The sequence below is a fragment of the Lysobacter terrae genome, assembly GCF_054782215.1.
The window spans coordinates 503,371-529,661 of record NZ_BAAGSX010000008.1 but is presented as its reverse complement, the minus strand read 5'-3'; the positions used below and the strand labels follow the sequence as shown (position 1 = coordinate 529,661).

Annotated in this window: 22 protein-coding genes; 14 read left to right on the top strand and 8 right to left on the bottom strand. The window is 62.7% G+C overall.

Features of this window, described 5'->3' with window-relative positions; translation table 11 throughout:
* Positions 1-4 precede the first annotated feature (4 nt).
* The gene (locus ACYVJ8_RS14065; protein WP_460713438.1) at positions 5-295 is read left to right on the top strand and encodes a putative quinol monooxygenase; all 291 of its coding nucleotides are present in this window, start codon (positions 5-7) and stop codon (positions 293-295) included.
* A gap of 113 nt (positions 296-408) precedes the next feature.
* On the opposite strand, the gene ACYVJ8_RS14060 is transcribed toward ACYVJ8_RS14065, so the two are convergent.
* Positions 409-1,377 (bottom strand): helix-turn-helix domain-containing protein, encoded by a 969-nt coding sequence (locus ACYVJ8_RS14060; RefSeq protein ID WP_460713436.1) that lies wholly within the window; start codon positions 1,375-1,377, stop codon positions 409-411.
* Between the two features lie 160 nt (positions 1,378-1,537).
* Here ACYVJ8_RS14060 and ACYVJ8_RS14055 point away from each other — a divergent pair, with 160 nt between their 5' ends.
* The 5 genes from ACYVJ8_RS14055 to ACYVJ8_RS14035 all read left to right on the top strand — a co-directional run bounded on the left by ACYVJ8_RS14055 (position 1,538) and on the right by ACYVJ8_RS14035 (position 5,609).
* Positions 1,538-1,867, top strand: a complete 330-nt coding sequence (locus ACYVJ8_RS14055; protein ID WP_460713434.1) for a nuclear transport factor 2 family protein — start codon at positions 1,538-1,540, stop codon at positions 1,865-1,867.
* Positions 1,868-1,902: 35 nt separating this feature from the next.
* Positions 1,903-2,676, top strand: coding sequence for an SDR family oxidoreductase (locus tag ACYVJ8_RS14050; protein WP_460713432.1), 774 nt, complete (start codon positions 1,903-1,905; stop codon positions 2,674-2,676).
* 62 nt (positions 2,677-2,738) lie between these two features.
* Positions 2,739-4,115 (top strand): aldehyde dehydrogenase family protein, encoded by a 1,377-nt coding sequence (locus ACYVJ8_RS14045; RefSeq protein ID WP_460713430.1) that lies wholly within the window; start codon positions 2,739-2,741, stop codon positions 4,113-4,115.
* Between the two features lie 17 nt (positions 4,116-4,132).
* Entirely contained in the window at positions 4,133-4,393 is a 261-nt protein-coding gene (locus tag ACYVJ8_RS14040; RefSeq protein ID WP_460713428.1) for a hypothetical protein, read from the top strand.
* A gap of 10 nt (positions 4,394-4,403) precedes the next feature.
* Positions 4,404-5,609, top strand: coding sequence for a low temperature requirement protein A (locus ACYVJ8_RS14035; protein WP_460713426.1), 1,206 nt, complete (start codon positions 4,404-4,406; stop codon positions 5,607-5,609).
* Positions 5,610-6,101: 492 nt separating this feature from the next.
* Here the strand turns inward: ACYVJ8_RS14035 and ACYVJ8_RS14030 are convergent, their stop codons facing one another.
* From ACYVJ8_RS14030 to ACYVJ8_RS14015, 4 genes are all read right to left on the bottom strand, one after another.
* Positions 6,102-6,434: a GNAT family N-acetyltransferase gene (locus tag ACYVJ8_RS14030; RefSeq protein WP_460713424.1), complete on the bottom strand. Its 333-nt coding sequence runs from the start codon at positions 6,432-6,434 to the stop codon at positions 6,102-6,104.
* A gap of 35 nt (positions 6,435-6,469) precedes the next feature.
* The gene (locus tag ACYVJ8_RS14025) at positions 6,470-6,844 is read right to left on the bottom strand and encodes a DoxX family protein (RefSeq protein WP_460713422.1); all 375 of its coding nucleotides are present in this window, start codon (positions 6,842-6,844) and stop codon (positions 6,470-6,472) included.
* 16 nt (positions 6,845-6,860) lie between these two features.
* Positions 6,861-8,252, bottom strand: a complete 1,392-nt coding sequence (locus tag ACYVJ8_RS14020) for a pepsin/retropepsin-like aspartic protease family protein (protein WP_460713420.1) — start codon at positions 8,250-8,252, stop codon at positions 6,861-6,863.
* 164 nt (positions 8,253-8,416) lie between these two features.
* The gene (locus ACYVJ8_RS14015; RefSeq protein ID WP_460713418.1) at positions 8,417-9,286 is read right to left on the bottom strand and encodes a haloalkane dehalogenase; all 870 of its coding nucleotides are present in this window, start codon (positions 9,284-9,286) and stop codon (positions 8,417-8,419) included.
* Between the two features lie 75 nt (positions 9,287-9,361).
* Here ACYVJ8_RS14015 and ACYVJ8_RS14010 point away from each other — a divergent pair, with 75 nt between their 5' ends.
* From ACYVJ8_RS14010 to ACYVJ8_RS13990, 5 genes are all read left to right on the top strand, one after another.
* On the top strand, positions 9,362-9,841 hold the full coding sequence (locus tag ACYVJ8_RS14010; protein WP_460713416.1) for a MarR family winged helix-turn-helix transcriptional regulator: 480 nt from the start codon (positions 9,362-9,364) through the stop codon (positions 9,839-9,841).
* A 176-nt stretch (positions 9,842-10,017) separates the two neighbouring features.
* Positions 10,018-10,989, top strand: coding sequence for a hypothetical protein (locus ACYVJ8_RS14005; protein WP_460713414.1), 972 nt, complete (start codon positions 10,018-10,020; stop codon positions 10,987-10,989).
* Between the two features lie 195 nt (positions 10,990-11,184).
* Complete coding sequence (locus tag ACYVJ8_RS14000) at positions 11,185-11,625, top strand: hypothetical protein (RefSeq protein WP_460713412.1); 441 nt, start codon at positions 11,185-11,187, stop codon at positions 11,623-11,625.
* Positions 11,622-12,350: a hypothetical protein gene (locus ACYVJ8_RS13995; RefSeq protein ID WP_460713410.1), complete on the top strand. Its 729-nt coding sequence runs from the start codon at positions 11,622-11,624 to the stop codon at positions 12,348-12,350. Before ACYVJ8_RS14000 ends, ACYVJ8_RS13995 begins: the two co-directional genes overlap by 4 nt.
* A 1,266-nt stretch (positions 12,351-13,616) precedes the next feature.
* Positions 13,617-14,651 carry a LacI family DNA-binding transcriptional regulator gene (locus tag ACYVJ8_RS13990; protein ID WP_460713408.1) on the top strand — a complete coding sequence of 345 codons (1,035 nt, stop codon included), beginning with the start codon at positions 13,617-13,619 and terminating at the stop codon, positions 14,649-14,651.
* Between the two features lie 27 nt (positions 14,652-14,678).
* Here the strand turns inward: ACYVJ8_RS13990 and ACYVJ8_RS13985 are convergent, their stop codons facing one another.
* Complete coding sequence (locus ACYVJ8_RS13985; protein WP_460713406.1) at positions 14,679-16,400, bottom strand: alpha-amylase family glycosyl hydrolase; 1,722 nt, start codon at positions 16,398-16,400, stop codon at positions 14,679-14,681.
* A 10-nt stretch (positions 16,401-16,410) separates the two neighbouring features.
* Positions 16,411-17,949, bottom strand: coding sequence for an MFS transporter (locus ACYVJ8_RS13980; RefSeq protein ID WP_460713404.1), 1,539 nt, complete (start codon positions 17,947-17,949; stop codon positions 16,411-16,413).
* 156 nt (positions 17,950-18,105) lie between these two features.
* Between ACYVJ8_RS13980 and ACYVJ8_RS13975 the strand changes: the two genes are divergently transcribed.
* The gene (locus tag ACYVJ8_RS13975; protein WP_460713402.1) at positions 18,106-19,719 is read left to right on the top strand and encodes an alpha-glucosidase family protein; all 1,614 of its coding nucleotides are present in this window, start codon (positions 18,106-18,108) and stop codon (positions 19,717-19,719) included.
* Positions 19,720-19,800: 81 nt separating this feature from the next.
* Here ACYVJ8_RS13975 and ACYVJ8_RS13970 read toward each other — a convergent pair whose 3' ends face one another.
* Positions 19,801-21,336, bottom strand: coding sequence for a tryptophan halogenase family protein (locus ACYVJ8_RS13970; RefSeq protein ID WP_460713400.1), 1,536 nt, complete (start codon positions 21,334-21,336; stop codon positions 19,801-19,803).
* Positions 21,337-21,460: 124 nt separating this feature from the next.
* Here ACYVJ8_RS13970 and ACYVJ8_RS13965 point away from each other — a divergent pair, with 124 nt between their 5' ends.
* Positions 21,461-24,196, top strand: a complete 2,736-nt coding sequence (locus ACYVJ8_RS13965; RefSeq protein WP_460713398.1) for an alpha-1,6-glucosidase domain-containing protein — start codon at positions 21,461-21,463, stop codon at positions 24,194-24,196.
* A 44-nt stretch (positions 24,197-24,240) separates the two neighbouring features.
* A complete protein-coding gene (locus ACYVJ8_RS13960; protein WP_460713396.1) occupies positions 24,241-26,286 on the top strand; it encodes a glycoside hydrolase family 97 protein in 2,046 nt (681 codons plus the stop codon).
* The last annotated feature ends 5 nt before the right edge of the window (positions 26,287-26,291 follow it).

Sequence of the window (26,291 nt, the reverse complement as noted above, 5' to 3'; positions counted from 1 at the left end):
GACCATGTCCGAACTCACCATCGTTGCGCTCGTCCAGGCGAAACCCGGCCATGAAGCCGCGCTGGTCCATGCCCAGGCACATCTGGTTACCGTGGTCCGCACCTTGCCGGGCTGCATGAGCTACGAACTGCACGAAGCCTTGGATCGGCCTGGCCAGGTAGTCTTCTTCGAACGCTGGAAGGACCACGCTTCGTGGGAGCGCCATATGCGCGGAGCGCACATGGATGCGTTCCGCGCGAAGGTAGGCGCGATGATCGGGGGCTTCGAGCTCCTGCAAATGCGCAAAGTAATCTGACCGCGTGCGCTAGTTGATCACTAAACAACAGGCCGCTTCCGGCCAGAAGCAGTCACCGGCCGCTTCTGGCAGACCTTCTTGACCGCAGCCTGAGCGTCCATCCGACGCAGCCGTCAGCCTTCATCGACTCCCTTAGCCTGCCTCCGGAACTGACGAGGCGTTATCCCGAATCGCTGCTTGAAGGCAGAAGTCAGGTGGCTGTGACTGGAGAATCCTGTTGCCAGAGCGATGGTCATTATGTCTTGACGGGTGCTTTCCAGCAGGGTGCATGCGACTTGGAGTCTTTGTGAAATGACGTACTGAAGAGGAGTCATCCCAAAGGATCGGCGAAATGCTGCAATCAGATGATGCGGCGTCATCCCCGCCAGAGCTGCCAGCTCATCGATGGACAGATGCTGGTCCAGGTGTGAAACGATGTAGTCCTCGAGCCTCTTCCTTGAACGACCGGAAAGCTTTGGACCGGCGTCAGACGACAGATCTGCGGGCGCTCGGATGGCGTACTCGCGCAGCAGATGCAGCCCAAGCACTTGCGCGATCGATTCCCGCAGCATGCCGGACATGTCGTCGTTATCGTTGCCGAGTTGTATCAGGCGTCCGGTGAGTCCGTGCAGCAACGGATCGCGCAACTTCATCAGCGGACGCAATGCGCTGGTCTGGGGCTTATCGCCAACGAGTGCCCTGAGCCAAGCTTGGCTGATGTGATATTCGGCGTAGGCAATGCTGCCGCCCAAGGCGCGGCCGACATAGTGCGCCCCCGCCGGAATGAGCCAGATCTCCCCGGTCTTGGCGGGCGCGCGGCACGTCTCGCCCCGGCCGATCCGGGTTTCGAGCCGCCGCATTTCGCCTTCCAAATGCACGATCAGGGTGTGTCGGTCCTGCTCGATCTCCCACTGCGTTGGCTCGGCAATGTCCTCCGAGGCTACCGACAGCTCTCCCCCCGCGAATGGCAGCGACGCGTTCGCGATCATCTTTCGCCACCGATAGCCCGGAGCGAGCCCATTGCGATTGCGCGCCAACTGCCCCAGCGCCGCCTCTCCGGCGGCTAGCGCAGTCGCGGAATAATTTGACAGTTTGTCGGACATTCTAGAAGCGGCGCCGCAGGCGCCTCCCTATAAAGATCGGGCACTCTGCTCAGCTCAGGCCCGTCAAGTGGCAACAGTTCCAGCGCCGAGCATACATCCGTCGAGTGTCAGTGATTCACCGCACCGCATCTGACGATCGGTCCATCGGCAAGGAGATCCTATGGCCACAACGACGCTGCCGCCGCCGCTAGACGCCTTCGTGGCGGAGGTGAACCGGGGCGATGCGGATGCCGCCTTCGCGCTGTTCGCACCGGATGGCGAAATCAACGACTGGGGACGGCTTTTCGCCGGTCCCAAGGCAATGCGCGACTGGAGCGACGAGGAATTCATCGGCGCGAAGGGCCACATGACGGTGACCAGGGTCGAGCAAGCCGGTAACCAGGTAACCGTGGATGCCGACTGGAAGAGCAACTACTACTCCGGCGCCAGTCGCTTCGTTTTCACGCTCACCGACGGACGCATCAAGCAGATGCGGATCGTGGGCGAATGACATCCACCCCCAACCCGAAGCGGGAGATTCACCTTATGACCGACCATAGCATCAAGGGCAGAGTTGTCCTCATCGCCGGCGGCGCCAAGAACCTGGGCGGGCTACTGGCCCGCGACCTTGCAAAAAACGGAGCCAGTGCCGTCGCCATCCATTACAACAGCGCGGCTGCCGCAAAGGACGCCGAGGAAACCGTAAGGGCGGTCCAGGCCGCCGGAGCCAAGGCCGTGTCCTTACAGGCCAACCTGACCACAGCGGGCGCAGTCGAAAAGCTATTTGCGGATACCGTGGCTGCTGTCGGCAAGCCGGACATCGCAATCAACACCGTTGGTAAGGTGCTGAAGAAGCCGATGGCGGACATCAGCGAGGCTGAGTACGACGAGATGTCTGCCGTGAACTCCAAGTCCGCCTTCTTTTTCCTCAAAGAAGCGGGCAAGAACCTCAACGACAACGGCAAGGTCTGTACGGTGGTCACCTCGCTATTGGGAGCATTTACGCCCTTCTACTCTTCGTATGCAGGCACAAAGGCGCCGGTGGAGCATTTCACTCGCGCGGCTTCCAAGGAGTTCGGCGACAGGGGCATCTCGGTAACAGCCATCGGGCCGGGCCCCATGGACACGCCATTTTTCTATCCCGCAGAAGGCGCTGACGCGGTGGCGTATCACAAGACGGCCGCCGCGCTGTCGAAGTTCTCCAAAACCGGCCTGACCGACATTGAGGACATCGTGCCTTTCATCCGATTCCTCGTCTCGGACGGCTGGTGGATGACGGGCCAGACCATTCTCGTCAATGGCGGCTACACCACCAAGTAAGTCGCCGGGTGGCCGGGCATTGCCCCGGCCAACTGCCCGCGGCGCTTGCCGGAGCTCCGACCATGGAGAATAGGTTTCAACCACTCCTAGACGCCCAGAGGGAGCACTTCCTCACAGACGCGACGAAGAGCTACGAATGGCGGATCGACCAACTCGACCGCATGGAGCGGATGCTCCTCGACAACAAGGACGCGTTCTTCGCAGCGCTCTATCAGGATTTCGGCAAACCGCCGTTTGAGCAACTCTTCGAGATCACCGTCCCGAGCGGGGTGATTGACTACTATCGCGAGCACTTGAGCGAATTGATGGCGCCACAGGTGGTGCCGATTCCGGCTGGTCTGGAAGCGACCGGCAATCGCGGCGTGATCTACAAGGAACCCTACGGCGTCACGCTGGTTATTGGCCCGTTCAACGCGCCAATCCTGCTACTGCTCGATCCCGCGATCGCCGCACTTGCGGCCGGCAACACCGTGATCCTAAAGCCAGCAAACACAACCCCAGCAACGGCGGCCCTCTTCCAGAAACTGGTGCCAGAGTATTTCGCGCCGGAGAACGTCACGGTCGTCACCGGCGGGCGCGAAGAGATCAGCGCGCTCCTGGAACTTCCCTTCGATTTCATCTTCTTCACTGGCTCCTCGGCCGTCGGCAAGGTGGTGATGCGCGCGGCCGCCGAGCATTTGACACCTGTACTGCTCGAACTGGGCGGGCAGAACCCGACCATCGTTGACGAAACAGCCAACCTCGATACTGCCGCTGACCGCATCGCTTGGGGGCATAACGCCATCTCCGGCCAGTGGTGCATCGCCCCGGGCTATGTCTGCGTGCATGAGCGCATAGCCGACGCCTTTGTCGCCAAGCTCAAGGCGTCGATTGTGAAGATGTACGGCGAGGATCCGAGCAAGAGCCCGGACTTCGCCCGCATGATTAGCACGCACGATGCCGAGCGCGTTGCTTCGTACATCCTGGCCGATAAGGTGGTGCACGGCGGGCGTTGCGATGTCGCCGGCCGCTATGTCGAGCCGACCCTACTATATCCTTCGAGCTGGGATGACCCGGCCCTGCAGCAAGAAGTGTTCGGCCCGGTGCTGCCAATCCTGGCCTATTCCGATCTCGGTGCACTGCTAAACATCATCAAGCGCAAGCCGAAGCCGCTGGCCGCCTACATCTTCAGCAAGAACCAGGGAATGATCGACCAAGTGCTCGCCAGCCTTTCGTTCGGTGGCGGCTGCGTCAATCAAACCAACCTGCATTGCTGGATCGATAGCCTGCCTTTCGGCGGCGTCGGCAACAGCGGCATGGGCAAGTACTACGGCAAGGCAGGCTTCGACGCGCTAAGCAACATCAAGGCGATGCTGATCGGCAATCCCGACGTCGAACTCGATGTCTTCCCACCTTACGCGGGCAAGGACATCGCAAAGAACCTCAGCGTGTTTTCTTGAGAGGATTGCATATGCACATGGCGATGGTGATCGGTAGCGGCTTCGTTCTGTTCGGCCTTTTCATGCTGTTCGGCAAGTTATGGGGTGGCACCGCCGCGGATCTAGGCCTGGCGGCAAAGTTGTTTGTGCCCGTCTGGCTCATTGTATCGCTCACCAACATGTGGATCGGGGTGACGAAGGCCGGCTACTCGGTGCGGGAGGAGTTGCCGATCCTTTTTATCGTTTTCGCACTGCCAGCCATGGTCGCCGCCATCGCGATCTGGCGGCTGGCGCGATGAAGGCTCAGACATGCCTGCTCAGCCAGCCGAGCTCCATCCGCTCCTGCGCCGCCGCGATGGCCATCATGCGCGCGTCACCTTCGAGGAGCTGTTCTTCGACCTCGTCTATGTCTTCGCAGTTACGCAGCTCAGTCATGAGTTGCTGCACAACCTGACGCCGACCGGCGTCGCGGAGACGTTGATCCTCTGGTTCGCTGTCTGGCTAGGTTGGCAATACACCTGCTGGGTCACCAATTGGTTCGATCCCGAGACGCCGCGTATCCGTCGTCTGGTCTTTGTCATCATGTTCGCGGGGCTCCTCATGGCCTCCACGATCCCCGCCGCCTTCGGCGAGCGTGGGCTGGTATTCGCGCTTGCCTATATCGCGATCCAGGTTGGACGTACGGCCTATATTGTTTGGGAACTAGGTCAGGATCACCCGCTATCGGCAAACTATCGGCGCATGCTGGGCTGGGTCTCGATTGCGGCCGTGTTCTGGATTTCGGGTGCATTCTCTGAGCATTGGACACGCGCCGCCCTATGGGCCGTCGCGGTTACCTGCGAATACGTCTCGCCGATGTTCGGCTTCGCCCTTCCTGGCCTCGGCCGTTCTAAGACCAGCGATTGGACGATTGAAGGCGGGCATTTGGCCGAGCGCTGCCAACTCTTCGTCATCGTCGCGCTGGGAGAAACCCTTCTTGCGACGGGCGCCACTATGGCGAATGCCGGAACTTGGGACGTGGCCATTCTGTCGGCCCTCTTGGCCGCGTTTCTGGGCACGTTGGCCATGTGGTGGCTGTACTTCGGAACGTCGAGCAAGGATGCCACCGACACTATCACTCGTTCCGATGATCCTGGCCGGATTGGTGCCTACTTCCACTATGCCCATGCCATCTTGGTCGCAGGCATCATCGTGACCGCCGTGGGCAACGATCTCGTGCTCGCCCATCCCCATGATTCGGTGAAAGCAGCCTATGCCATCGTCCTCTGCTCCGGATCGGCGATCTACCTGCTAGGCAGCGCCGTGTACAAGAGCGTCGTCTATGGTGTGGTCCCCACCTCCCATGTGGCGGGGATTGTCGCGCTCGTACTCGTGCTGCCTGCCGCGTACTCAGCCAATCTGCTGGCCGCGGGTTGGTTAACCACAGCAGTGATGCTCGCTATCGGATTCTGGGAAGGCCAGATGTTGCGCAAGCGACATCCTAATGGCCATTTGCAGGAGTCCCCTCCTCGATAGGCGGCATAGGGTTCCGAAGGCAGGCCTAGAGCTTGCTACCGCAATGGCTTGCGCGGGTGCTCAGCCTCGAAGGGATTACGTACTGCTACTCAAAGCATACGTCCCCACTGGCTTTGCCCTGAACTACGAGGTTTACGCAGCGCATACGGTTGACCTCAGTAGAGCATGTTCCGGTTGTGGAAACGCCGAACTGGGTTGAGGGTGGGGCGTTGCAGGTTCCTTGGCACTGCGATCCGTCGGTGCAGGATTTTCCGCCGTCGGTGGTCGAGCGAATGCACCCTTCAACGCCGGTCAGGATCTGTCCCACGTTTCCGCCTTGCAATGCGCACTTGGCTCGCTCATCGGAAGAGACCGGCCTGCGCCCATCTCGAGGCATGGGCTGGCGAGCACAGCCAAAGCATGCGAGAAGCAGAGTGACGACTAACAAATAGTGCCTGAGCACGTCTGGCGCCTTAGTTCAGCCGAGCCGCGAAGCGGCTTCCGCTTGAATTGTTAGGCGGACAGCTTGAGCGCATAAAAGCGGGTGCCACAGGTGCCGGCAAGCCCGCTTCCGCGATAGGCAGGCCGGACGTACAGACGCTTCATTTCCCCGATCTGCGAATCCAGCGTTCGCAGACCAACACAACCAGAGACATCACCATCGGTGTACGCGACGAGCAATGCCCCAGCGGGATGTTGGTAGGGCGACGGGAGTCCTGCGAGCTCAGCGGCAAATCCTTGGCACTCAAGATCCGTGGCGATCCCCTGTTCGTACTCACGGAAGAGCATGCGGACCGTCTCTACGTGTTCGCCGTCGACCACAGGCTGAAGCGTGAACTCAATCATGGGCGAATGCCTTCCAGGTTCCGGCGGCGAGGATCTTACGCGGAGTGCCGGCGCTCGTTCCAGGCCAGGTAGAGCAGTACGGCCGCCATCGCGATGGTATGGATGACGTCACCGTTGAGCGCAAGCAACTGGGCGAAAAACGCACCGGCACAGATCACCGCCAACAGGAGCGCGCCATACATGGAGGTCCGCGGGGCCAGCAAGGCGATTGCACCGATGACTTCCAGAACCCCCGTGAAGTAGCGAAACCATTGGCCGAGCCCCACGGTTTCGAACTCCGTGATCATGGCTGGCGGGCCATAGAGTTTTCCGCAACCCGCACCGAGGAAAGCGAGCGCGAAGACGATCTTTATGACCTTCACGGCAATTGTCTTTTTGCCACCGGAAGCCGGTGAGAAGGTGGAGTTCATGGGCTTTCCTGAATCTTTATCGGGTTGAGGTAGTCGAGCCAGCGCCTTCTGAAACGGGCCGCCCGATCTCGAATTGCATGTGGTCGAAGTCGAGCGTGTAGGAGTCGAATGCGCTCAACACGTCCTGACCTAGGACGCCAAAGTTCTTCGCGGAAACGTCTTTCGATTCATCGATCTCAACCGCGATCTCGGGAATCAATGCGCTATGGTGTCCGATAGACACTCGGACATTGGGCCAACTGACTACCTTCTGTTCGGTGACTCCGCCCGCTCCGCCCTTGTGCACCGTCTTCGGATCCAGTGCAGAGAACAGATGCCGGTGCCGTTCGGCGAACAGTGGCGACATGGCGGACTTTGCCGCCCCGGTGTCGAGTAGAACGGGAGCTAGAATGTCGTTGAAGGTTACGTCGACGAACAGGTCGCTGCCGGACAACCGCAAGGGCGAAGCATTCTCCGATGGCGCTCGGACCGCTGGCTCGGGCGTAATGGTCTCGTCGCGTCCAAAACGGACACGCCCCAGGTCCCGGAGCAACGGGAAGCCGATAATGGCGTCGATCCGGTAGCCGGGGATGGGCGCGAGTTGCGCATCGTCAAGTACGATGAAGACGACGTTGGCGAAGGTGATGCCGGCAAACTTGGCCTCTTTTGCCACCCCCAAGCTAACTGGGATCGAATCACGGGAGCCGGTCGCCACAGATCCGCTCCCTTCGATCATCCGCAACTTGAGGCGCATTGCAGTCGATCTGGAGACGACCGACAAGTTGGCACCGGTATCGACGACGGCGAAAATCTCTTGGCCGTTGATTCGTGCAAGGGCTCGGCGCAGTCCGACTGTGTCGCGAGTCGTCTGGAGCGTTCGTGGGGATCGGGCCAGAACGCGTTGTCTGGGAATGTCAGCCAGAAGTCTGCTCAGCCCAGCCAATCGGTTGGCATCGGATAGCTCGTCGACAACTGCCAGCTCAGTCAGTTCGCTTTGCCACCGTAGTGCCGCCTCTGCGGCGTGGGCGTAGTCCCCTTGGGCAAATGCTGTGTTGGCTTCAACGCCGTCGGCCCATGCGCGTTCCCTGGGCGGGAGATCGCGCAATTGCCCGACGCGCGCCAATGCACGCCTGACCGACGGATAGTCGAGGCTGGCGGCAGCGCGGCGGGCCTGTGCCAGGAGCGAGCGCGATGCATGAGCTCGCGTGACGGCAATGGCTTCGAGTGGCTTGAAGTCCCCACGATCTGCAGACCGCCATGCCTCCGAAATGTCCAGCGCCGCTGGCTCTTCTGGGAGTGAAGGCGTCAACTCGTCTCCGGGCCCGCCCCCTTGAGAAATCGAGCTCCGCGCTGCATGCCCGGTTTCCGAGAAACCGCCTACCGCCATGGATGTCACGACCGCGGCCAGGCATTTCAGCCAAACGCTCAAAGGGGATGCGCTCCTATGGGGTTTCACGGTTGTGCGATGACGTGGTTTCATTTTGAGTGCATTCCAACGATTGACCCGCTGTTCGACAGCGCCAGAAAGCACCCACGCTCGTTTCACGATGCGCAAGGGCCTGGCGGTATGACCTGCACTTCCATCCCAGGACGTCAGCGGCCTTGCAGTCCATTCAGCCAGGCCGCAATCGCGGCACCGATGTCATCCGGTGCATCCTCCTGCGGGTAGTGGACCCCTGTAACGACCACTTCCTTCTGGTTCGGCCAACTACGCACCTGCGCAAGCAGACGCGGGCTATAAGTGCCGGGATCGGCGCGCAACCAGAGCTTTGGGATGGGCGTGCTCGCCAGCCATGCGCCGTAGCCTTCAAAAATCTTGACGACGTTCGCCGGCTCGCCATCGATCGGAATCTGGCGAGGCCACGTCAGCATCGGACGACGCCCCTCGCCTGGCTCCAGGAACGGGCGGCGGTACTCGGTCAGTTCCTCATCCGTGAACTGCCTGAGGGTGCCCTTGACCAGACTTTGCTCGATGAAGATGTTCTGCTGCAGCACCAGTTCTTCGCCAGCGGCAGATCGAACTGACTGAAATCGCGAGCGCGCGACTTCCGGTATTTCTTCCAGGTCGATCGGGGCGACCAGGGTTTCCATGTGAACGATCGCCTTCACCGCTTCGGGATGACGCCGCGCCCAGTCGAAGCCTAGCGCTCCACCCCAGTCATGGACTACCAGAGTCACACCCTCTTTCAGATCGAGCGCGTCGAAGAAAGCATCCAGATAGCGCCGGTTTTCCTCGAACGTGTAGGAATTCGCGTCGGGGTTCGGCAACTTGTCCGAGTCGCCCATGCCGATCAAATCCGGTGCGACGATGCGACCAAACTCATATACATAAGGAATGATATTTCGCCACAAATAGGAGGACGTCGGATTACCATGGAGGAACACGATCGGATCTCCTGATCCAATGTCGTGGTAGGCCATAGAGAGGCCCCCGATGTCGATGCGTTGCTTGCTTGTGACCATGTGTTCTCTCCAACCAGTTGGTAACCATCGTGCTAATCTGACAACATGCTGTCAAGATGGAGTATTGCTACAGATATGGAACAGAGTGATCCGAGGACGCCGGCAGGTGCGGCGATAAGCGAATTGATCCTTACGGTCTTTCGGCTCAACGGGCGTTTCTTAGCCGCCGGCGACCGCCTGGTGGAGGAATTCGGGCTCACCAGCGCCCGTTGGCAGGTCCTGGGCGCCGTTGTGATGCATCCCACGCCGGAGACGGTGGCCCGACTTGCCCGCAACATGGGCTTGCAGCGGCAGGGCGTGAATCGCATCGTCAACGAGCTCGCTTACGAGGGTTTCCTTGAATTCAGGGATAACCCGCACCACCGCAGCGCGAAGCTCGTTGTGCTGACTGCAAAGGGCAATCGCGCACTCAATGCTTCTATGCGAGTGCAAGCGCCATGGGTGAACGAATTGGGAAAGGGCCTTGACGCGAAGACCATTAAGGCCGCCCACAACCTGCTAAAAGACCTGCAGCAGCGTCTGGAGCGGCAAGCAGCGGCGGAGAATGCCGACTAGGCGTCATGTGGCGGCAGCGAAGCGAGCGAAGGTGATCTCGCGAGATTTGGAGGAACCCGAGTCGATGGCTAGGGAATGCAACGCATGGGGCTGACGTTATCGACCGCTCTCGGCGTTTGGCGACGCCTTGTTTTTGATCATCACCCAGCACACTGGCTTTATTGAGGGGAAACCATATGCGGACTCAGCGCATCCTGGCGGCAATCCTACTGGTGCTCGGCGGAAGCTGTTGGGCGAGTGAGTTCGAAGGACGGAAACCACAGGTGTTCAGTCCTGGCAATATTTCCGGGCCCGCACACGACTCGGCCCCCACCTTTACCCCGACTGGCGACACCGTCTACTTCGGCCGCAGTAATCCGCAGCAGTCGGTGATATTGGTTTCGGACAGCGATGAGAACGGCGGGTGGACGAAGCCCGAAGTTGCGCCCTTCTCAGGCCAGTGGAATGACATGGAGCCTGCCATGTCGCCGGATGGCAATTTCATCGTCTTTATTTCTAATCGACCAGATGCTGAGGGAGGCGCACCGGTCGAAGGATTTTTTAGCGGGAAGAGCCAGAAGGGCGGCCGCCTGTGGCGTGCTGATCGGACGCGAGGCGGGTGGAGCAAACCGTATCGGTTGCCCGATCGCGTCAACTCAGGGAGCTCCATCTACGCGCCTAGCGTGGCCGCAGACGGCAGCATCTACTTCATGACGACGGACAAGACTACTGGTCGATTTCGGCTATACCGTTCTCAGTATCGCGAAGGGACCTATCAGAGCCCGACGACCCTTCCTTTCAGCGATGGATCGTTCACCGACGTCGATCCAGCTATTTCGCCCGACGAGTCCTTTCTGATCTTCGGCTCGAGTCGGAAGGCTGGCAGAGGGATTGATCTCTTTGTTGTCCTTCGAAAAGCGGATGTTTGGGGCGAGCCAGTGCATCTGGGAGACGAGATCAACTCCCCGCTGTCGGATGCAGAACCGCGTCTGTCGCCCGATGGCAAGGATCTGTACTTCAGCAGCGAACGCACACTTCCCGTGCAATTTCCTCGGTCCGAAGTCCAGGCCACTGAGGATACTAAACGGATGGAACAGTGGGATAACGGAAACTACAACATCTGGAAGGTGCCGCTGGTGAGCAGCATCGCGGCGGCTATTGAACCGTAGTCTTCCTGCGCCGAGAATTGTTGTCCGTTATGGGTCGGAAGACATACCTCTAGCAGAAAGCTTGCGCTAGCAAGCCGTGTGTAGGCAGGGGAGTTTGGAGGTTCTACGGTCATTGAACGCAAGGTGCGGTGCAGCGGGCATCACTGCTCAGCCACGCCCTAGATCTCGTTGCAATGCGTGCAATTGGAGTTACAAATGACCAGTAAGGCCACCGGCGACAAAAAGAAGCGACGCAATTCCGACAAGCTCGATTCGCGCCAGCTCAAAGCGACGTACCTGATTACGGCCGGCTTCCCGCTCTCTCAGATTGCGGAGCAGCTGAATGTCTGCCGCCAGACCCTGAGCGAGTGGAAGAATCACCACCCCCTGTTCCGCGCCAAGCTGGAAGAGCTGGACGCCGAAAGGGATGAAGAGGTGCGCTACGCCCTGTCGGCCACGCATACCGTCATGCTGAGCGAGCTGCGCAAGCTGATGCAGGAAGGGCCGCACGCGGATCGTCTGAAAGCCATCCAGTATTGCCACGACCAAGTCCTTCGATCCAACGAAGACTCGGACCGATCCAGCCCACTGCTGGGCAGCAGCAACGAAATGCTGCGTCGCGTACTCGGCAAATACACAGCTCGGGAGGGTGCATGAACCTTTTTGGCCGCACCGATAGGGACTTGCCGCTGCTGCGCTTGAGCGCTTCCGAACTAGCTACGGCGGATCAGAAGTCCCTGCATACACAGATCAATCATCACTGCACACGCTTGGCATGGAAGCAACATGCGCGCACCGGCGCCCCCGTTCGTGATCATTTGAACGCCATCGCCGGGGCGGCCTATATCCGTCTCAACGAGGCGAATCCCGATGTCGAGTTCGATGACGATTTGTTGGGGTTGTACCTTGAGGAGGCACAACACTTCAATGAGATCGAAGTCTGCTTCGGCTTCCTCGTGCAACGCGAATGCTTTTTGCAGGCCAAGGCGGCACTGAGCGAGGACACCTCAACACGGCTCAACAGCATCCTTTGGAGCCCGAGGCTCGCCTGCATGATGTTGGTGCTTCATACGATGTACCCAAATCGCCTTCGTGCAGGGCGCGCAATCCTGGAACGTCTGAATGACTACTGGCATGCAAACCGTCGCCGCGTAGCAATGGACTCGACCGCCCGCGAAACCGTGAGGATCGTCACACAGGCGACTGGGAGAGACCCCGCCTTGTCGGAATGTCTCGCTCTGAGCAGCTGCCTGTATCTGACGCGCTGCTGGTCTGAACAAATCGCAGAGATCCACCCCCGATTGGTCTTCGAGGAAAAGACCCTGGAGCAGGTCGTGGATATGTGGGCCGAGCTGGGCCCGCCCTTCGTTGGAGAGACCTAGCGCACACCGAGCATCGATCGGATAGCAGAGGCGTGGTACGGATTTCCCCGACCGTTGCGATGGCCCTGCACCGCGAGCTGCGCGGCAATATCGCGATAGCTTGGAGGCTTCCCGGTTACTTTCTTGCGCCGGAGTTTGCGGGCCAGAGCGACCACCTCTGGCCGCACCTCCTGATGGGACTTATGTCATCCCCTGGGTGGAGCTTAGCGTGAGGCGGGCGTTGTGGGCGTCCTGCTCATCAGCCTGCTAATCGGCTTCAAGGCTTGCTCAAGCTCTTCGTCTGAGCCGGGGAGCGCAGCGGTAGCAGCCCCCGAGGGGACAGCTAACACCGCGGAAGCGTGGGCGTACATGGAGCAGTTCGTGAAGCAGCGACTTAAGTCTCCCGCCACGGCCGACTTCCCTTTCGGAGGCCATCGTGACGTTGAGGCGTTGGGAGACAACCGCTACCTGGTCCGCTCCTATGTGGATTCCCAGAATTCGTTCGGGGCCCAGGTCCGTACGCATTTCAGTGGCGTCATCACGGAGACCCCCACTGGGTGGAAACTGGAGTCACTCGAACTTCAACAGTGATGGAAGACCTCGCAGTGCAATTAATTGCAAAGGCCCCTTCGCGGGGCCTTTTTCACTTTCGCGAGGGCGTCGGGGCCGAGATGGCATCAATGACAGCTTCCGTGGGGCTCTTCGGTAGAGAGAGAACCCGACAAAACCCGACGGAACCCGACACTAGCTGGCGGGAGCCAGCGGAACCAACTCCTTCCCGGAATCACTGAGAGAGGGTTGACTAGAGGGGGAGTGAGAGCAGATTCTTGACCCCCAACCTTGACCCCCGACGGGGCCAAAGAAATATCAAAACCGCTAAAAACAAGGGCTTTTTGCTGCACGGCATGGACGAAATCGGCGCGATGGAATTCCTGCTCGACAAGATGAAGACCACCAAGTCGAACGACGAGTTCTTCAGTTCAATGAAGCGCTGAGTTCACCGCGATTGCACTACCACGACGCCGGCTCTTGCCGGCGTCGTCGTTTTGACCCACTGCATTTACCCCTCGCCCCGCTTGCGGGGAGAGGGACCGCGTTGCGTAGCAACGCAGGGTGAGGGGCCGTGCTACCGCGCTAAAAGCGCCCCTCATCCGCCCTTCGGGCACCTTCTCCCCGTAAACGGGGAGAAGGACAAGCCCCGCTGAGCGGGGAGAAGGGAGAACCCCGGCTTGCCGCCGCGCGCTCCTTTCCGACTACACTCGAACGGTCCGTCACCGACGCTTCCGCATGCGCAGCAAGAAATCCCGCGCCACCTCCGTCGATATCGCCCACCGCGCCGGCGTCTCCCAGGCGACCGTGTCGCGCGTGCTGCGCGGCAGTCCCCTGGTGAATCCGGAAACTCGCGAGCGCGTGATGGAGGCGGTGCGCGAGCTCAATTACAAGGTCGACCACCGTGCCTCCAGCCTGCGTACGCAACGCTCGGGCACGCTGGCGCTGCTGCTGTTCGAGGATCCGACGCCGGACGAGTCGCACATCAATCCGTTCTTCCTGTCGATGCTCGGTTCGATCACGCGCGCCTGCGCGCGCAACCGCCACGACCTGCTGGTGTCGTTCCAGCAGCTCTCCGACGACTGGCACGCCGACTACGAAGACAGCATGAAGGCCGACGGCCTGATCCTGCTCGGCTACGGCGACTACATGACCTACCACAGCAAGCTGGAGCAGCTGGTCGAACAGGGCACGCACTGCGTGCGTTGGGGCCCGGTGCTGCCGGATCAGCCGGGTATCTCGATCGGCTGCGACAACTTCCGCGGCGGTCAGCTGGTGGGCGAGCATCTGATCGAAATGGGCCGCAAGCGCGTGGCCTTCCTGGGCAATGCCTCGAACCACTCGCCGGAGTTCTTCGACCGCTATCGCGGCTGCGACGCCGCGCTGCAGAAGGCCGGCGCCTCGATGCACGCCGATCTGCAGGTGGATGCGGAAAGCTCCGAAGAAGCCGGCCATGCCGCAGCCATCACGCTGATGGAGCGCGGTCGCCCCTTCGATGCGGTATTCGCCGCGAGCGATCTCATCGCGATCGGCGCGATGCGCGCCTTGAACGAACACGGCCGCCATGTGCCCTGGGACGTCGCCGTGGTCGGCTTCGACGACATTCCAATGGCGCGCTTCGCCAGCCCGCCGCTCACCTCGGTGATCCAGGACACCACGCGCGCGGGCGAACTGCTGGTGGAAACCCTGCTGAAGCAGGTGCGCGGCGAACCCGTCGACAGCGTGATGCTGCCGCCGACGCTGGTGGTGCGGCGCTCCAGTAGCGCGGCCTGAAGACTTCTCCTCCCGCCGCCCGCGAGATCACCCGCGCGGATTCGCTCCTACCTGCGCGCGCCCGAGCGCCGCCCGCAATTGCGGATTGGTGACGGTCGCGTCGAGCAGATAGACCTCGACACCGTGCGCCGGCACCGTGGCCTTCAGCACACCGCCTTCGGCAACATCGACATCGCCGCCCGCGAGCGCAGCACGCCAACGGCCCGCCTGCACATCCTTCAGGTCGAACGCCGCCGGCGCGCCGCCCTTGTTGAGCAGCACCAATGCGATCTGATGCGTGTCGCCCTGCTGCAGCACGCGGTAGAAAGCGGCACGTTCGCCCTGCATCAGCACATTCACCTGCAGGCCGCGCTGCAACGCCGGCGTCGCGGCGCGCAGCTGACCGATGCGCTTGAGCGCCTGGTAGATCGGGCTCTTTGGCGCGGCGTCGATGCGATCTTGCCCGAAGTAGTTGCGATTGCCCGCATGCTCCGCGGTGCCGCGCTCGAAGCCGGTTTCCGAGCCGTAGTAGACGACCGGGATGCCGCGCGCGGTAAACAGGAAGTTGTTGGCGTCGATGAAGCCTTCATCCGTCGCGTCGATCCGCGCCATGTCGTGATTGTCGTAGAAGGTCATCAGCTCGTACGGGTTCTGGTACGGGCCGTCTTCCAGATACAGGCGCTCGGCGATGCGCTCGAAACCGCCGCCCTGGCGGCCGAACACTTCGGCGACGCGCTCCTTCAGCGGGAAGTCGAGTACGCTCACCCCCGCATTCCGCGCGAACGTGTGCGGCGCGATGCTCGCGGCGTCGTAGTTGAACGCCTCGCCGAACATGAAGAAGCCCGGATGCTTCTCGCGGATGCGCGTGGTGAAGGCATGCCAGTACGCATGCGGCATCCACGGAATGGTGTCGATGCGGAACGCGTCGGCGCCCTGGTCGATCCATTGCGAATACGCGCCGACGAAGTATTCCAGCACCTTCGGGTCGTTCTCGTTGATGTCCGACAACTGGGCCAGCCCGGGCGTGGTGTTGTAGAACGCGTGCAGCGGGTTGTGCTGCGGATCGAGTTGCTCGGGCCGCAGGTTCTGGTGGTCCGCGATCAGCGTGCCGTCCTTGTCGTAGATCTCGCCGAACTTGGGCTGATCCTTCGGCATCGTGTAGGACGGCGAGCCGTGATTGCAGACAATATCGAGCACCGTCTTCAGCCCATGCTGCTTCAGGCCCTTGGTCAGCCCGGCGAAGTCGAGATTCGCGCTCGGCAGGTGCTCGTCGAGCTTGTAGAAGTTCACGCCCCAGTAGCCGTGAAAACCGGTCTTGCCCTGGTCGGTGAACATGCCGCCCCACTTCACCGCATCGCCGCCGGTAAAGGCTTCGTCCGGGTTGTCGACGATGGGCGTGACCCACACGGCGCCGAAGCCCATATCGCGAATGTACTGCGCGTTGTCGAGCAGCCCCTTGAAGTCGCCGCCCAGGTAGCCGACGTTGTCCGAGCGTCCCGCGGGCGCGCCCGGCACGGGACGATCGAAGGAGTGATTGGGGCCGGCCGCCTGGTCGCGCTGGTCGTTGCCAGGATCGCCGTTGACGAAGCGGTCGGTGAGGACGAAGTACACCGCATTCGCAGCGAAGGGCTCGCGAGTTCCGACGTAGTCTCCGGCGCTCGCCTGTGTGGCTGTCGCGCTGGCTTCAGCCGCCTTCTGCGGTGGCACGGCATCGTTTACGCATCCGGCGACGAGCAGCGCGCACGCTGCGGCGATCAGTCGACGATCCATGCATTGTTCCTCAAGAGTTTGCGGCAGCGACGGCCGGCTGGTGTCCGGGCTCGCGCACGCGCAGCACGCATAGGCCGGCCACGAGCAGACTGATGCCACCGATCACCAGCGCATAGATCGGATGGCTGCCGAAGAACAGCTTCAGCAGCACACCCAGCAAGCTGGCCGCGACCAGCTGCGGAATGACGATGAAGAAATTGAAGATGCCCATGTACACGCCCATCTTCTGCGCCGGCACGCTGTCCGAGAGCAGGGCGTACGGCAACGACAGGATCGAGGCCCAGGCAAAGCCGACGCCGACCATCGACAGGAGCAGCCACTGCGGATCGCGGATGACGACGAAGGACAGCAGTCCCAGGCCGCCCAGCGTCGCGTTGATCAGGTGCGATATGCGCAATCCCCAGCGCTTCACCATCCATGGAATCAGCACCGCGGCGATGGCCGCAAACCCGTTGTAAGCGGCAAACAGCACGCCGACCCAGTTGGCGCCTTCGTTGTACGCCTTGGACGTGGTGTCCATGCTGCCGTAGTGCACGCTGGTCACGGCACCCGTCGTGTAGATCCACATCGCGAACAACGCGAACCAGGAGAAGAACTGCACGACCGCCAGCTTCACCATCGCCGGCGGCATGTCGTGCATGTCGTCGATGATGTCGGTGAAGGCGCTCTGCCCTTGCAGGAAGGTCCGCAGGTAAAACGCGGCACCGAAGCCCACGAACAAGGCCGCGAAGACGATGAGCGCCTTGTCCAGCCCATAGCCCACGACCGCCGCGATCCCCGCCGCGCCAACGACGATGCTGGCCAACGACAAGGCGCGGATGCGGCCCGCGTTGCGCTGCCTCTGGCGCAGCTGCGGCGCTTCGTCCCAGGCATGCAGTTGCTCCGGCGGATATTCGCGGGTGCTCAGGACCGTCCAACCGATCGCGCCCAACAGCACGGCGCCGCCCGCATAGAAGGCATAGCGCACGGTGTCCGGAACCTCGCCCGGCCCTGCCGTGTTGGCCATGCCAAGCTTGGCCAGCAGCCACGGCAACAGGCTCGCCACCACCGCGCCCACGCCGATGAAGAAGCTCTGCATCGAATAGCCCGTCGCGCGCTGCTTGACCGGCAGCTGGTCGCCGACGAAGGCACGGAACGGCTCCATGGAGATGTTGATCGAAGCATCCAGGATCCACAGCAGGCCCGCCGCGATCCATAGCGACGGCGAGTTCGGCATGAAGAACAAAGCCAGTGTGGTCAGCACCGCGCCGGCCAGGAAGTAGGGCCGGCGCCGGCCAAGCGGCGTCCAGGTTCGGTCGGAGAAGTGCCCGACGATCGGTTGAACCAACAGTCCCGTCAGCGGCGCGGCAACCCACAGGATCGGGATGTCGTCGATCGACGCTCCCAGCGTCTGGAAGATGCGGCTGACGTTCGCGTTCTGCAGCGCGAAGCCGAACTGGATGCCGAGGAAGCCGAAGCACATGTTCCAGATTTGCCAGAACGACAGCTGTGGTTTGCGACTGTCGCTAGCTCCCTGTGCGAGAGCCCCCTGCTCGGCGCTTTGCTTCATCTGGTTTCCTCGATCGATGCGGCACGCATGGTAGTCATCGCCCGCACTGCACAATGAAATGTAATCGTATTCAAGCTACACCATGACCGGACGCCCGCTCGTCCGAGCATGCGGCATGGAATAGTCGCGGCTCTGCAGGAATGGGGCCCGAGTCCGATGGCAACGAATCGCTGGTGGCGTGGCGCGGTGATCTATCAGATCTACCCGCGCAGCTTCCTCGACACCAACGGCGACGGCGTCGGCGATCTGCCCGGCATCGTCGAGAAACTCGATTACGTCGCCAGCCTCGGGGTCGACGCGATCTGGATCTCGCCATTCTTCAAGTCGCCGATGGCCGACTTCGGCTACGACATCGCCGACTATCGCGACGTCGATCCGCTGTTCGGCACCCTCGCCGACTTCGAGCGCTTGCTGGCGAAGGCGCATGCGTTGGGCCTGCGCGTGATGATCGACCAGGTGCTCAGCCACACCTCAATCGAGCATGAATGGTTCAAGCAGAGCCGCGAGAGCCGCGACAACGCCCGCGCCGACTGGTACGTGTGGGCCGATGCGCAGCCGGACGGCACACCGCCCAACAACTGGCTGTCGATCTTCGGCGGCGTGGCGTGGAAGTGGGAACCGCGGCGCGGCCAGTACTACCTGCACAACTTCCTCTCCTCGCAGCCGGACCTGAACTTCCACAATCCGGCCGTGCGCGAAGCCACGCTGGACAACGTGAAATTCTGGCTGGAGAAAGGCGTCGACGGCCTGCGTCTGGACGCGATCAACTTCTGCTTCCACGACAGGCAGCTGCGCGACAACCCGCCCAAGCCGCCGGAGCTGCGCACCGGGCGCGGCTTCAGCCCCGACAACCCGTACGCCTTCCAGTACCACCACTACAACAACACGCAGCCCGAGAACCTGAAGTTCCTCGAGGATCTGCGCGCGTTGCTCGACCGCTATCCACAAGCCACCACGCTCGGCGAGATTTCCTCGGAAGACTCGCTGGCGACGATGGCCGAGTACGTCAACGCCCAGCGCCTGCACATGGGCTACAGCTTCGAGCTGCTGGTCGACGACTTCAGCGTCGCCTACATCCGCGGCACCGTCGAGCGGTTGGAAGCGAGCATGCGCGAAGGCTGGCCGTGCTGGGCGATTTCCAATCACGACGTGCAGCGCGCGGTGACGCGCTGGGGCGGCCCCGAGGCCAACGGCACGTTCGCGGCGCAGCTGGTCGCGCTGGTGTGCTCGCTGCGCGGCTCGGTGTGCCTGTACCAGGGCGAGGAACTCGGACTGCCTGAGGCCGATGTCCCGTTCGAAGCGCTGCAGGATCCTTACGGCAAGACCTTCTGGCCGAACTTCAAGGGCCGCGACGGCTGCCGCACGCCGATGCCTTGGGACGACTCCGCGCAGGCTGGCTTCAGCGCGGGCAAGCCGTGGCTGCCGATTCCTGGCGAGCACGGGGTGCGCAATGTCACCGTGCAGGATGCCGATCCGCGGTCTGTGCTCAATGCCGCACGCGCCTTCCTGCGCTGGCGCAAGACGCAACCGGCGCTGCGCGAAGGCACGATCCGCTTCCTCGACACGCCCGAACCGGTACTCGCGTTCGTACGCGAGTGCGAGGCGCAGAAGATGCTGGTGGCCTTCAACCTTTCGGGCGAAGCGGTGGCCTGGCCGCTCCCGCGCGACTTGCATGCCACGGGCACGCCTGCGCCCGGCGTCGCCAACGGCCGCCTGGATGGCGATACGCTGCAGCTGGCGGCGCATGGCGCGTTCTACGCCACGCTCTGAGCCTCCACCCTCGCCCCGCTTGCGGGGAGAGGGACAGCGTCGCGCAGCGGCGCAGGGTGAGGGGGCGTGACGATCGCAGCATCAAGCCGCTTGCGTCTCCGGCGCAATCGCGCAATGGCGCGCAATGAAGGCGTCGTGCGACGGCATCGCCTGCACGCACTTGCCGATCACGCCGCGAACGTTCTCCAGGTATTCGGCGATCTTCTCTTCGGAGTAGACGTCGACCAGCGCGTGATAGCTCTGCGGATGGATGCGCTGACCGAACATGACCTGGACCCAGCTCGGCTCGGCGAACATCTCGTTGTTCTCGCGGAAGACACGTCCGTTAGTGCGGAACAACTCCATGCGCCGGCGCAGCGTCTCGGGCACGTCCATGGTCCTGCAGTGATTCCAGAACGGCGTGTCGTCGCGCTCGGTGGCGTTGTAATGCAGGATCAGGAAGTCGCGGATCCGGTCGTACTCGAAGTCGGTGTGCGCGTTGTACTCGTCGATGTCGGCCTGGTCGAAACCGGCGTGCGGGAAGAAGGCGGTCAGGCGCGCGATCGAGGACTGGATCATGTGGATGCTCGTCGACTCCAGCGGCTCCATGAAGCCGCTGGCCAGTCCCATGGCCACCACGTTCTTGTTCCAGAATTTCTTGCGCTTGCCGGTGACGAAGCGCAGCACGCGCGGCTCGGCCAGCAGTTCGCCTTCGAGATTGCCGACCAGGCGTGCGGTCGCTTCGTCTTCGCTGATGTAGCGGCTGGAGAACACGTAACCGTTGCCGACGCGATGCTGCAGCGGGATGCGCCACTGCCAGCCGGACTCGAGCGCGGTGGAGCGGGTGTAGGGCGTGATCGGACCCGTGCCGGCGCAGGGCGCGGCAACGGCGCGATCGCACGGCAGCCACTGCGTCCAATCCTCGTAGCCGCTCTTGAGCGCCTGTTCGATCAGCAAGCCGCGGAAGCCGGAGCAGTCGATGAACAGCTGGCCGGCGATGCGCTCGCCGCTCTGCAGCTGGATGGCATCGACGAAGCCGCTTTCGCCATTGAGCTGCACGTCGACGACCTTGCCCTCGGTGCGGATCACGCCGCGCGCCTCGGCATAACTGCGCAGGTAGCGCGCGTAGAGCGCCGCGTCGAAGTGATAGGCGTAGGCGATGTCGGCGAGCGGCGAGTTCGGCCGGTCGGTCACCGCGCGCATGAATTTGTCGTGGCGGCTGGCCCACGTATTGATGGAGTACTCGTCCAGCGGCGCCGCCTTGCCGAGCTGATGCATCTTCAGCCAGTACTGGTAGAACGAGACCGTGCCCAGGTCCTGGCCGATCTTGCCGAAGCCATGGATATAGCTGTCGCCCAGGCGGCCCCAGTTGACGAACTCGATGCCGAGCTTGAACGAGCCCTTGGTCTGGCGAACGAAGTCGCTTTCGTCGAGATCGAGCGCATTGTTGAACAGCTTGATCATCGGGATCGTGGCTTCGCCGACGCCGACGGTGCCGATTTCCTCGGACTCGACGACGCGGATGGCGTAATCGCGCGAAAGAATCTTGGACAGCGCTGCCGCCGCCATCCAGCCGGCGGTGCCGCCGCCTACGATGACGATGTCCTTCACCCGCCCTTCTTGATTGCCGTTGACCATGCGTAAATCCCGTCCCCTTGCCGATACCGAGTATGCGGCCGTGGCCGCGAGCGGTCATTCTGCGGTGTGGGTTTCGGTGGGCGCCGGAACCCCGCCGCATTCAGATCGCGATGGAATCGTATTCATGCGGGGATTGAGGGCCCTTCTGCTTATTTCCGGCCTGCTGGCAACCGGCGGCGCGCTGGCTGCGGCGCCCGCAACGACCGATTGCGATACCGCGGATTACGCCACGCTGCTGGCCCCCGCCGCACGCAAGCAGACCGATGCACGCGCGTACTGGCTCGGCACCGGCTTTCTTGCCTGGCCCGGCGATAAAGGGATCGGCCGCTATCGGCTGTATCACGCCTCGCGCGCGGGACTGGTCGCGGTGCCCGGACGCCGCGTGGAAGGGGCCGAAGGCAGCCTGGCACTGGTCATCACGAACCAGGTACCCGCAACGCTGACCGCCCGTTTCGGTTTCGTGGGCGCTGGCGTCCATCTGGCGGTGAATGGCAACGACATCGCCAGGATTTCATCGCTACTGACCCAACAGGTTCTGCTTGTACGCGAGGACGACGCCGGCCGGGTGCTGGACGCGACTTACGTGCAGACACCGGGTGCGCTGGACGAGTTGTATGCCCAAGCCGAGAACGAGACGGCACTGGGCGTTTCGATCGCCGACGACAGCACCGGCTTCCGCCTCTGGGCGCCGACGGCGCGCGCGGTCGCTGTCTGCGTGTACGCGAACGGCGACGACTCGGCGAAACACGTCGCTTCGCTGCAGCGCGATGCGGCCACCGGCGTGTGGTCCGCGCAGTGGCCGGGCGATCTCTCCGGGCAGTACTACACCTACCTGGTCGACGTCTTCGTGCCCGGCACCGGCCTGGTGCGCAACCGCGTGACCGACCCCTATTCGATCGGCCTGACCACGGATTCCAAGCGCAGTTACATCGCCGATCTCGATGCACCGGCATTGAAACCCGCCGGCTGGGACGATGCACCGCGACCGCCACCGCTCGCCGCGCAGACCGACCTGTCGATCTACGAATTGCACGTCCGCGACTTCTCCATCGGCGACGAAACGGTGCCGGCGCCGCACCGCGGCAAATACCTTGCGTTCACCGACTTAACCTCCAACGGCATGCGCCACCTGCTCGCATTGAGCGCGGCGGGCTTGAGCGACGTGCATCTGCTGCCCGTATTCGATATCGCGACCATCCCCGAATCCGGTTGTGCGACACCGCAGGTGCCCGAGGCCGGCCCCGATAGCAAGACGCAGCAAGCGGCAGTGATGAAGGACGCTGCGCGCGACTGCTTCAACTGGGGCTACGACCCTTACCACTACAACGTGCCAGAAGGCAGCTATGCCACCGATCCGGGCGACGGGGCAGTGCGCATTCGCGAGTTCCGCGCGATGGTGCAGGCGCTGCACGCCGCCGGACTGCGTGTCGGCATGGACGTGGTCTACAACCACACCACGGTGTCGGGCCAGCAGGCGCGTTCGGTGCTCGATCGCGTCGTCCCGGGCTACTACCAGCGCCTGGACGCGAACGGCGCGGTCGAACGTTCGACCTGCTGCGACAACACCGCGACCGAGCACCGGATGATGGCCAAGCTGATGGCCGATTCGGTCGCGCTGTGGGCGAAGCATTACCGCATCGACTCGTTCCGCTTCGACCTGATGGGCCACCAGCCGCGCACGGCCGTGGAAGAGGTGCAAAGGCGCGCAGACGCAGCCGTCGGCCATCACATCAACCTGATCGGCGAAGGCTGGAACTTCGGCGAGGTCGCCGACGGCAAACGCTTCGTACAGGCCTCGCAATTGTCCTTGCAGGATTCCGGCATCGGAACCTTCAGCGATCGCGCGCGTGACGCACTGCGCGGCGGCGGTTGCTGCGACAGCGGAACGGATCTGATCGCGACGCAGGGCTATCTCAATGGCCTGTTCTACGCGCCCAATGCGCTCGCCGCAGGCCGCCACACGCGCGAGGATCTGCTGCGCGCGGCGGATCTGGTGCGCGTCGGCCTCGCCGGGACACTGCGCGACTACCGCATGCAAGCCGCCGACGGCATGGTGAAGACGCTTGGCGAGATCGACTATAAGGGCCAGCCCGCCGGCTACGCCGCTCAACCCGGCGAGGTCGTCAACTACGTCGAGAATCACGACAACCCCACGCTCTTCGACGTGAATGCGCTGAAGCTGCCGCGCGACACTTCGCGTGAGGAGCGCGTGCGCGTGCAGTTGCTCGGTGCCGCGTTCGTCGCCTTCAGCCAGGGCGTGGCCTATTTCCACGCGGGTATGGACGTGCTGCGTTCGAAATCGCTGGACCGCAACAGCTTCGATTCGGGCGACTGGTTCAACCGGCTCGACTGGCGCTACCTCGACAACCACTTCGGCAGCGGCCTGCCGCCGGCCAGCGACAATGGCAAGGACTGGTCGCTACTGCGCCCCATACTCGCGGACGCCGCGGCGATCAAACCGACGCCGGACGAGATCGCATGGATGCGCGACGCCTTCCAGGACCTGCTGCGGATCCGCGCGCGCTCGACGCTGTTCCGCCTGCGCACCGCGGCCGACGTGCAGCAGCGCCTGCAGTTCCGCAATATCGGGCCCATCCAGAATCCGCTCGTCGTCGTCGGCCACCTCGATGGCCGTGGCTACCCGGACGCGCGTTTCCGCGACGTGCTGTATCTGATCAACGTGTCGCCGCAGGCGCAGACCTTGGAGTTGCCCGAAGAAGCCGGTAAGCGCTATGTGCTGCATCCGGTGCTGGCGAGAAGGGACGCCGCCGATGCGCGCGCCAAGCAGGCGTCGTTCGACTCGCGCAAGGGGCGCTTCGTGATTCCCGCACGCACGGCGGCGGTGTATGTGGTCGAGTGACGCGGTCTTGTTATTTCAGGTTTTCTGATCCGAGGGATTTTCAGATGCATTCTTCCTGCAAGCATTCGTTGGCTCTGGCCGTCGCACTGTGCGGCACCAGCTTCGCCGCTCACGCCGAGACCGTCGCCAGCGTCGAATCGCCCGACAGGACGCTCAAGGTGGAACTCGACCTCAATGGCGAGGGGCGACTCGCCTATCGCGTGCTACGCAAGGGGCAGCCACTGATCGAGGACTCGCGCCTGGGCTTCATCCTGCGCAACGGCCGCCAGTTCCTGCGCGGGCTCAAGCTCGACAGCCAGTCCTCGCGCAGCTTCGACGAAACCTGGGAGCAGCCGTGGGGCGAGCGCCGCTACGTCCGCAACCATTACAACGAGCTGCATGCCAACTTCGTCGAGGGCGATCGCGACCATCGCCGCATTGAGCTGGTATTCCGCGTCTTCGACGACGGCGTCGGCTTTCGTTACGAGTTCCCCAAGCAGCCGAAACTGGACGAGGTGCAGATCCAGGAAGAACTCACCGAGTTCGCGATCGCCCGGCCGGCGACGGCCTGGTGGATCCCTGCCTTCGAATGGAACCGCGAGGAATACCTGTACCACCGCACGCCGCTGAGCGAGGTCGGCGTGGCGCAGACCCCGATCACGCTGCGCACCGATGACGGCACACACCTGACCATCCATGAAGCCGCGCTTGTCGACTATGCCGGCATGAATCTGTCGAAAGGCGGCGATGGTCGCCTGCGCGCCGTGCTCACGCCTGGTGGCGAAGCGCCGGCCAAGGTCATACGCCAGACGCCGTTTACCACGCCGTGGCGCACGATCCAGATCGCCGATCGCGCCGGTGGACTGGTCGAATCCAATCTGATCCTCAACCTCAACGAACCCAACAAGCTCGGCGACGTGAGCTGGTTCAAGCCCTCCAAGTACGTCGGCGTGTGGTGGTCGCTGCATCTGGACGAACAGACCTGGGGCACCGGGCCCAAGCACGGCGCCACCACGGAGAACACCAAGCGCTACATCGACTTCGCCGCCAAGTACGGCTTCCGCGGCGTGCTGGTGGAAGGTTGGAACCTGGGCTGGGACGGCGATTGGTTCGCCAACGGCTGGAACTTCGACTTCCGCAAGCCGACGCTGGATTACGACCTCGAGGCCCTCGCCGCCTATGCGAAGTCCAAGGGCGTGCATCTGATCGGCCATCATGAGACGGCATGCGCGGTCAGCCACTATGAGCGGCAGATGGACGAGGCCTTCACGCTGTTCCAGCGGCTGGGCATCGACGCGGTGAAGACCGGCTATGTGTGCGACGCCGGCCAGATCGAACGGCAGGACGTGGCGAACGGGCCGGTCGTACGCGAATGGCACGAAGGCCAGTTCATGAGCAACCATCACCTGCGCGTGCTCGAGGCGGCGGCCAAGCATCACATCGCCATCGACGCGCACGAACCGATCAAGGACACCGGCCTGCGCCGCACCTACCCCAACTGGGTCGCGCGCGAGGGCGCACGCGGCCAGGAATTCAACGCCTGGGGCAATCCGCCCAATCCGCCCGAGCACGAGCCGAATCTGATCTTCACCCGCATGCTGGCCGGGCCGATGGATTTCACTCCCGGCGTGGTCAGTCTGAAGGGCCGCGGTGGCCAGGTGATCCAGAACACGCTCGCGCGCCAGCTCGCCGACTACGTCGTGCTGTACAGCCCGATCCACATGGCGGCGGACTTGCCCGAGCACTACGAGCAACACATGGATGCGTTCCAGTTCATCCGCGACGTGCCGACCGACTGGCAGGAGACGCACGTGGTGAACGGCGAAGTCGGCGACTACGCCACCATCGTGCGCAAGGACCGCAACAGCCAGGACTGGTACCTGGGCAGCGTGACCGACGAGAACGCGCGCACGTTGGAGATCCCGCTGTCTTTCCTCGATGCGAAGCGCGGCTATACGGCGCAGATCTATCGCGACGGTGATGGGGCGGACTGGAAGACCAACCCCTTCGCCTTCGTGCGCGAGGAGCGAACGGTCAAGCGCGGCGACACGCTCAGCCTGAAGCTGGGCGCGGGCGGTGGTGCCGCGATCCGCTTCGTGCCGAAGCGCTGACCTCG

Coding starts and splice junctions, on each gene's coding strand:
- ACYVJ8_RS14065 (WP_460713438.1), top strand. CDS start 5: ATGTCCGAACTCACCATCGTTGCGCTCGTCCAGGCGAAACCCGGCCAT.
- ACYVJ8_RS14060 (WP_460713436.1), bottom strand. CDS start 1,377: ATGTCCGACAAACTGTCAAATTATTCCGCGACTGCGCTAGCCGCCGGA.
- ACYVJ8_RS14055 (WP_460713434.1), top strand. CDS start 1,538: ATGGCCACAACGACGCTGCCGCCGCCGCTAGACGCCTTCGTGGCGGAG.
- ACYVJ8_RS14050 (WP_460713432.1), top strand. CDS start 1,903: ATGACCGACCATAGCATCAAGGGCAGAGTTGTCCTCATCGCCGGCGGC.
- ACYVJ8_RS14045 (WP_460713430.1), top strand. CDS start 2,739: ATGGAGAATAGGTTTCAACCACTCCTAGACGCCCAGAGGGAGCACTTC.
- ACYVJ8_RS14040 (WP_460713428.1), top strand. CDS start 4,133: ATGGCGATGGTGATCGGTAGCGGCTTCGTTCTGTTCGGCCTTTTCATG.
- ACYVJ8_RS14035 (WP_460713426.1), top strand. CDS start 4,404: ATGCCTGCTCAGCCAGCCGAGCTCCATCCGCTCCTGCGCCGCCGCGAT.
- ACYVJ8_RS14030 (WP_460713424.1), bottom strand. CDS start 6,434: ATGATTGAGTTCACGCTTCAGCCTGTGGTCGACGGCGAACACGTAGAG.
- ACYVJ8_RS14025 (WP_460713422.1), bottom strand. CDS start 6,844: ATGAACTCCACCTTCTCACCGGCTTCCGGTGGCAAAAAGACAATTGCC.
- ACYVJ8_RS14015 (WP_460713418.1), bottom strand. CDS start 9,286: ATGGTCACAAGCAAGCAACGCATCGACATCGGGGGCCTCTCTATGGCC.
- ACYVJ8_RS14010 (WP_460713416.1), top strand. CDS start 9,362: ATGGAACAGAGTGATCCGAGGACGCCGGCAGGTGCGGCGATAAGCGAA.
- ACYVJ8_RS14005 (WP_460713414.1), top strand. CDS start 10,018: ATGCGGACTCAGCGCATCCTGGCGGCAATCCTACTGGTGCTCGGCGGA.
- ACYVJ8_RS14000 (WP_460713412.1), top strand. CDS start 11,185: ATGACCAGTAAGGCCACCGGCGACAAAAAGAAGCGACGCAATTCCGAC.
- ACYVJ8_RS13995 (WP_460713410.1), top strand. CDS start 11,622: ATGAACCTTTTTGGCCGCACCGATAGGGACTTGCCGCTGCTGCGCTTG.
- ACYVJ8_RS13990 (WP_460713408.1), top strand. CDS start 13,617: ATGCGCAGCAAGAAATCCCGCGCCACCTCCGTCGATATCGCCCACCGC.
- ACYVJ8_RS13985 (WP_460713406.1), bottom strand. CDS start 16,400: ATGGATCGTCGACTGATCGCCGCAGCGTGCGCGCTGCTCGTCGCCGGA.
- ACYVJ8_RS13980 (WP_460713404.1), bottom strand. CDS start 17,949: ATGAAGCAAAGCGCCGAGCAGGGGGCTCTCGCACAGGGAGCTAGCGAC.
- ACYVJ8_RS13975 (WP_460713402.1), top strand. CDS start 18,106: ATGGCAACGAATCGCTGGTGGCGTGGCGCGGTGATCTATCAGATCTAC.
- ACYVJ8_RS13970 (WP_460713400.1), bottom strand. CDS start 21,336: ATGGTCAACGGCAATCAAGAAGGGCGGGTGAAGGACATCGTCATCGTA.
- ACYVJ8_RS13965 (WP_460713398.1), top strand. CDS start 21,461: ATGCGGGGATTGAGGGCCCTTCTGCTTATTTCCGGCCTGCTGGCAACC.
- ACYVJ8_RS13960 (WP_460713396.1), top strand. CDS start 24,241: ATGCATTCTTCCTGCAAGCATTCGTTGGCTCTGGCCGTCGCACTGTGC.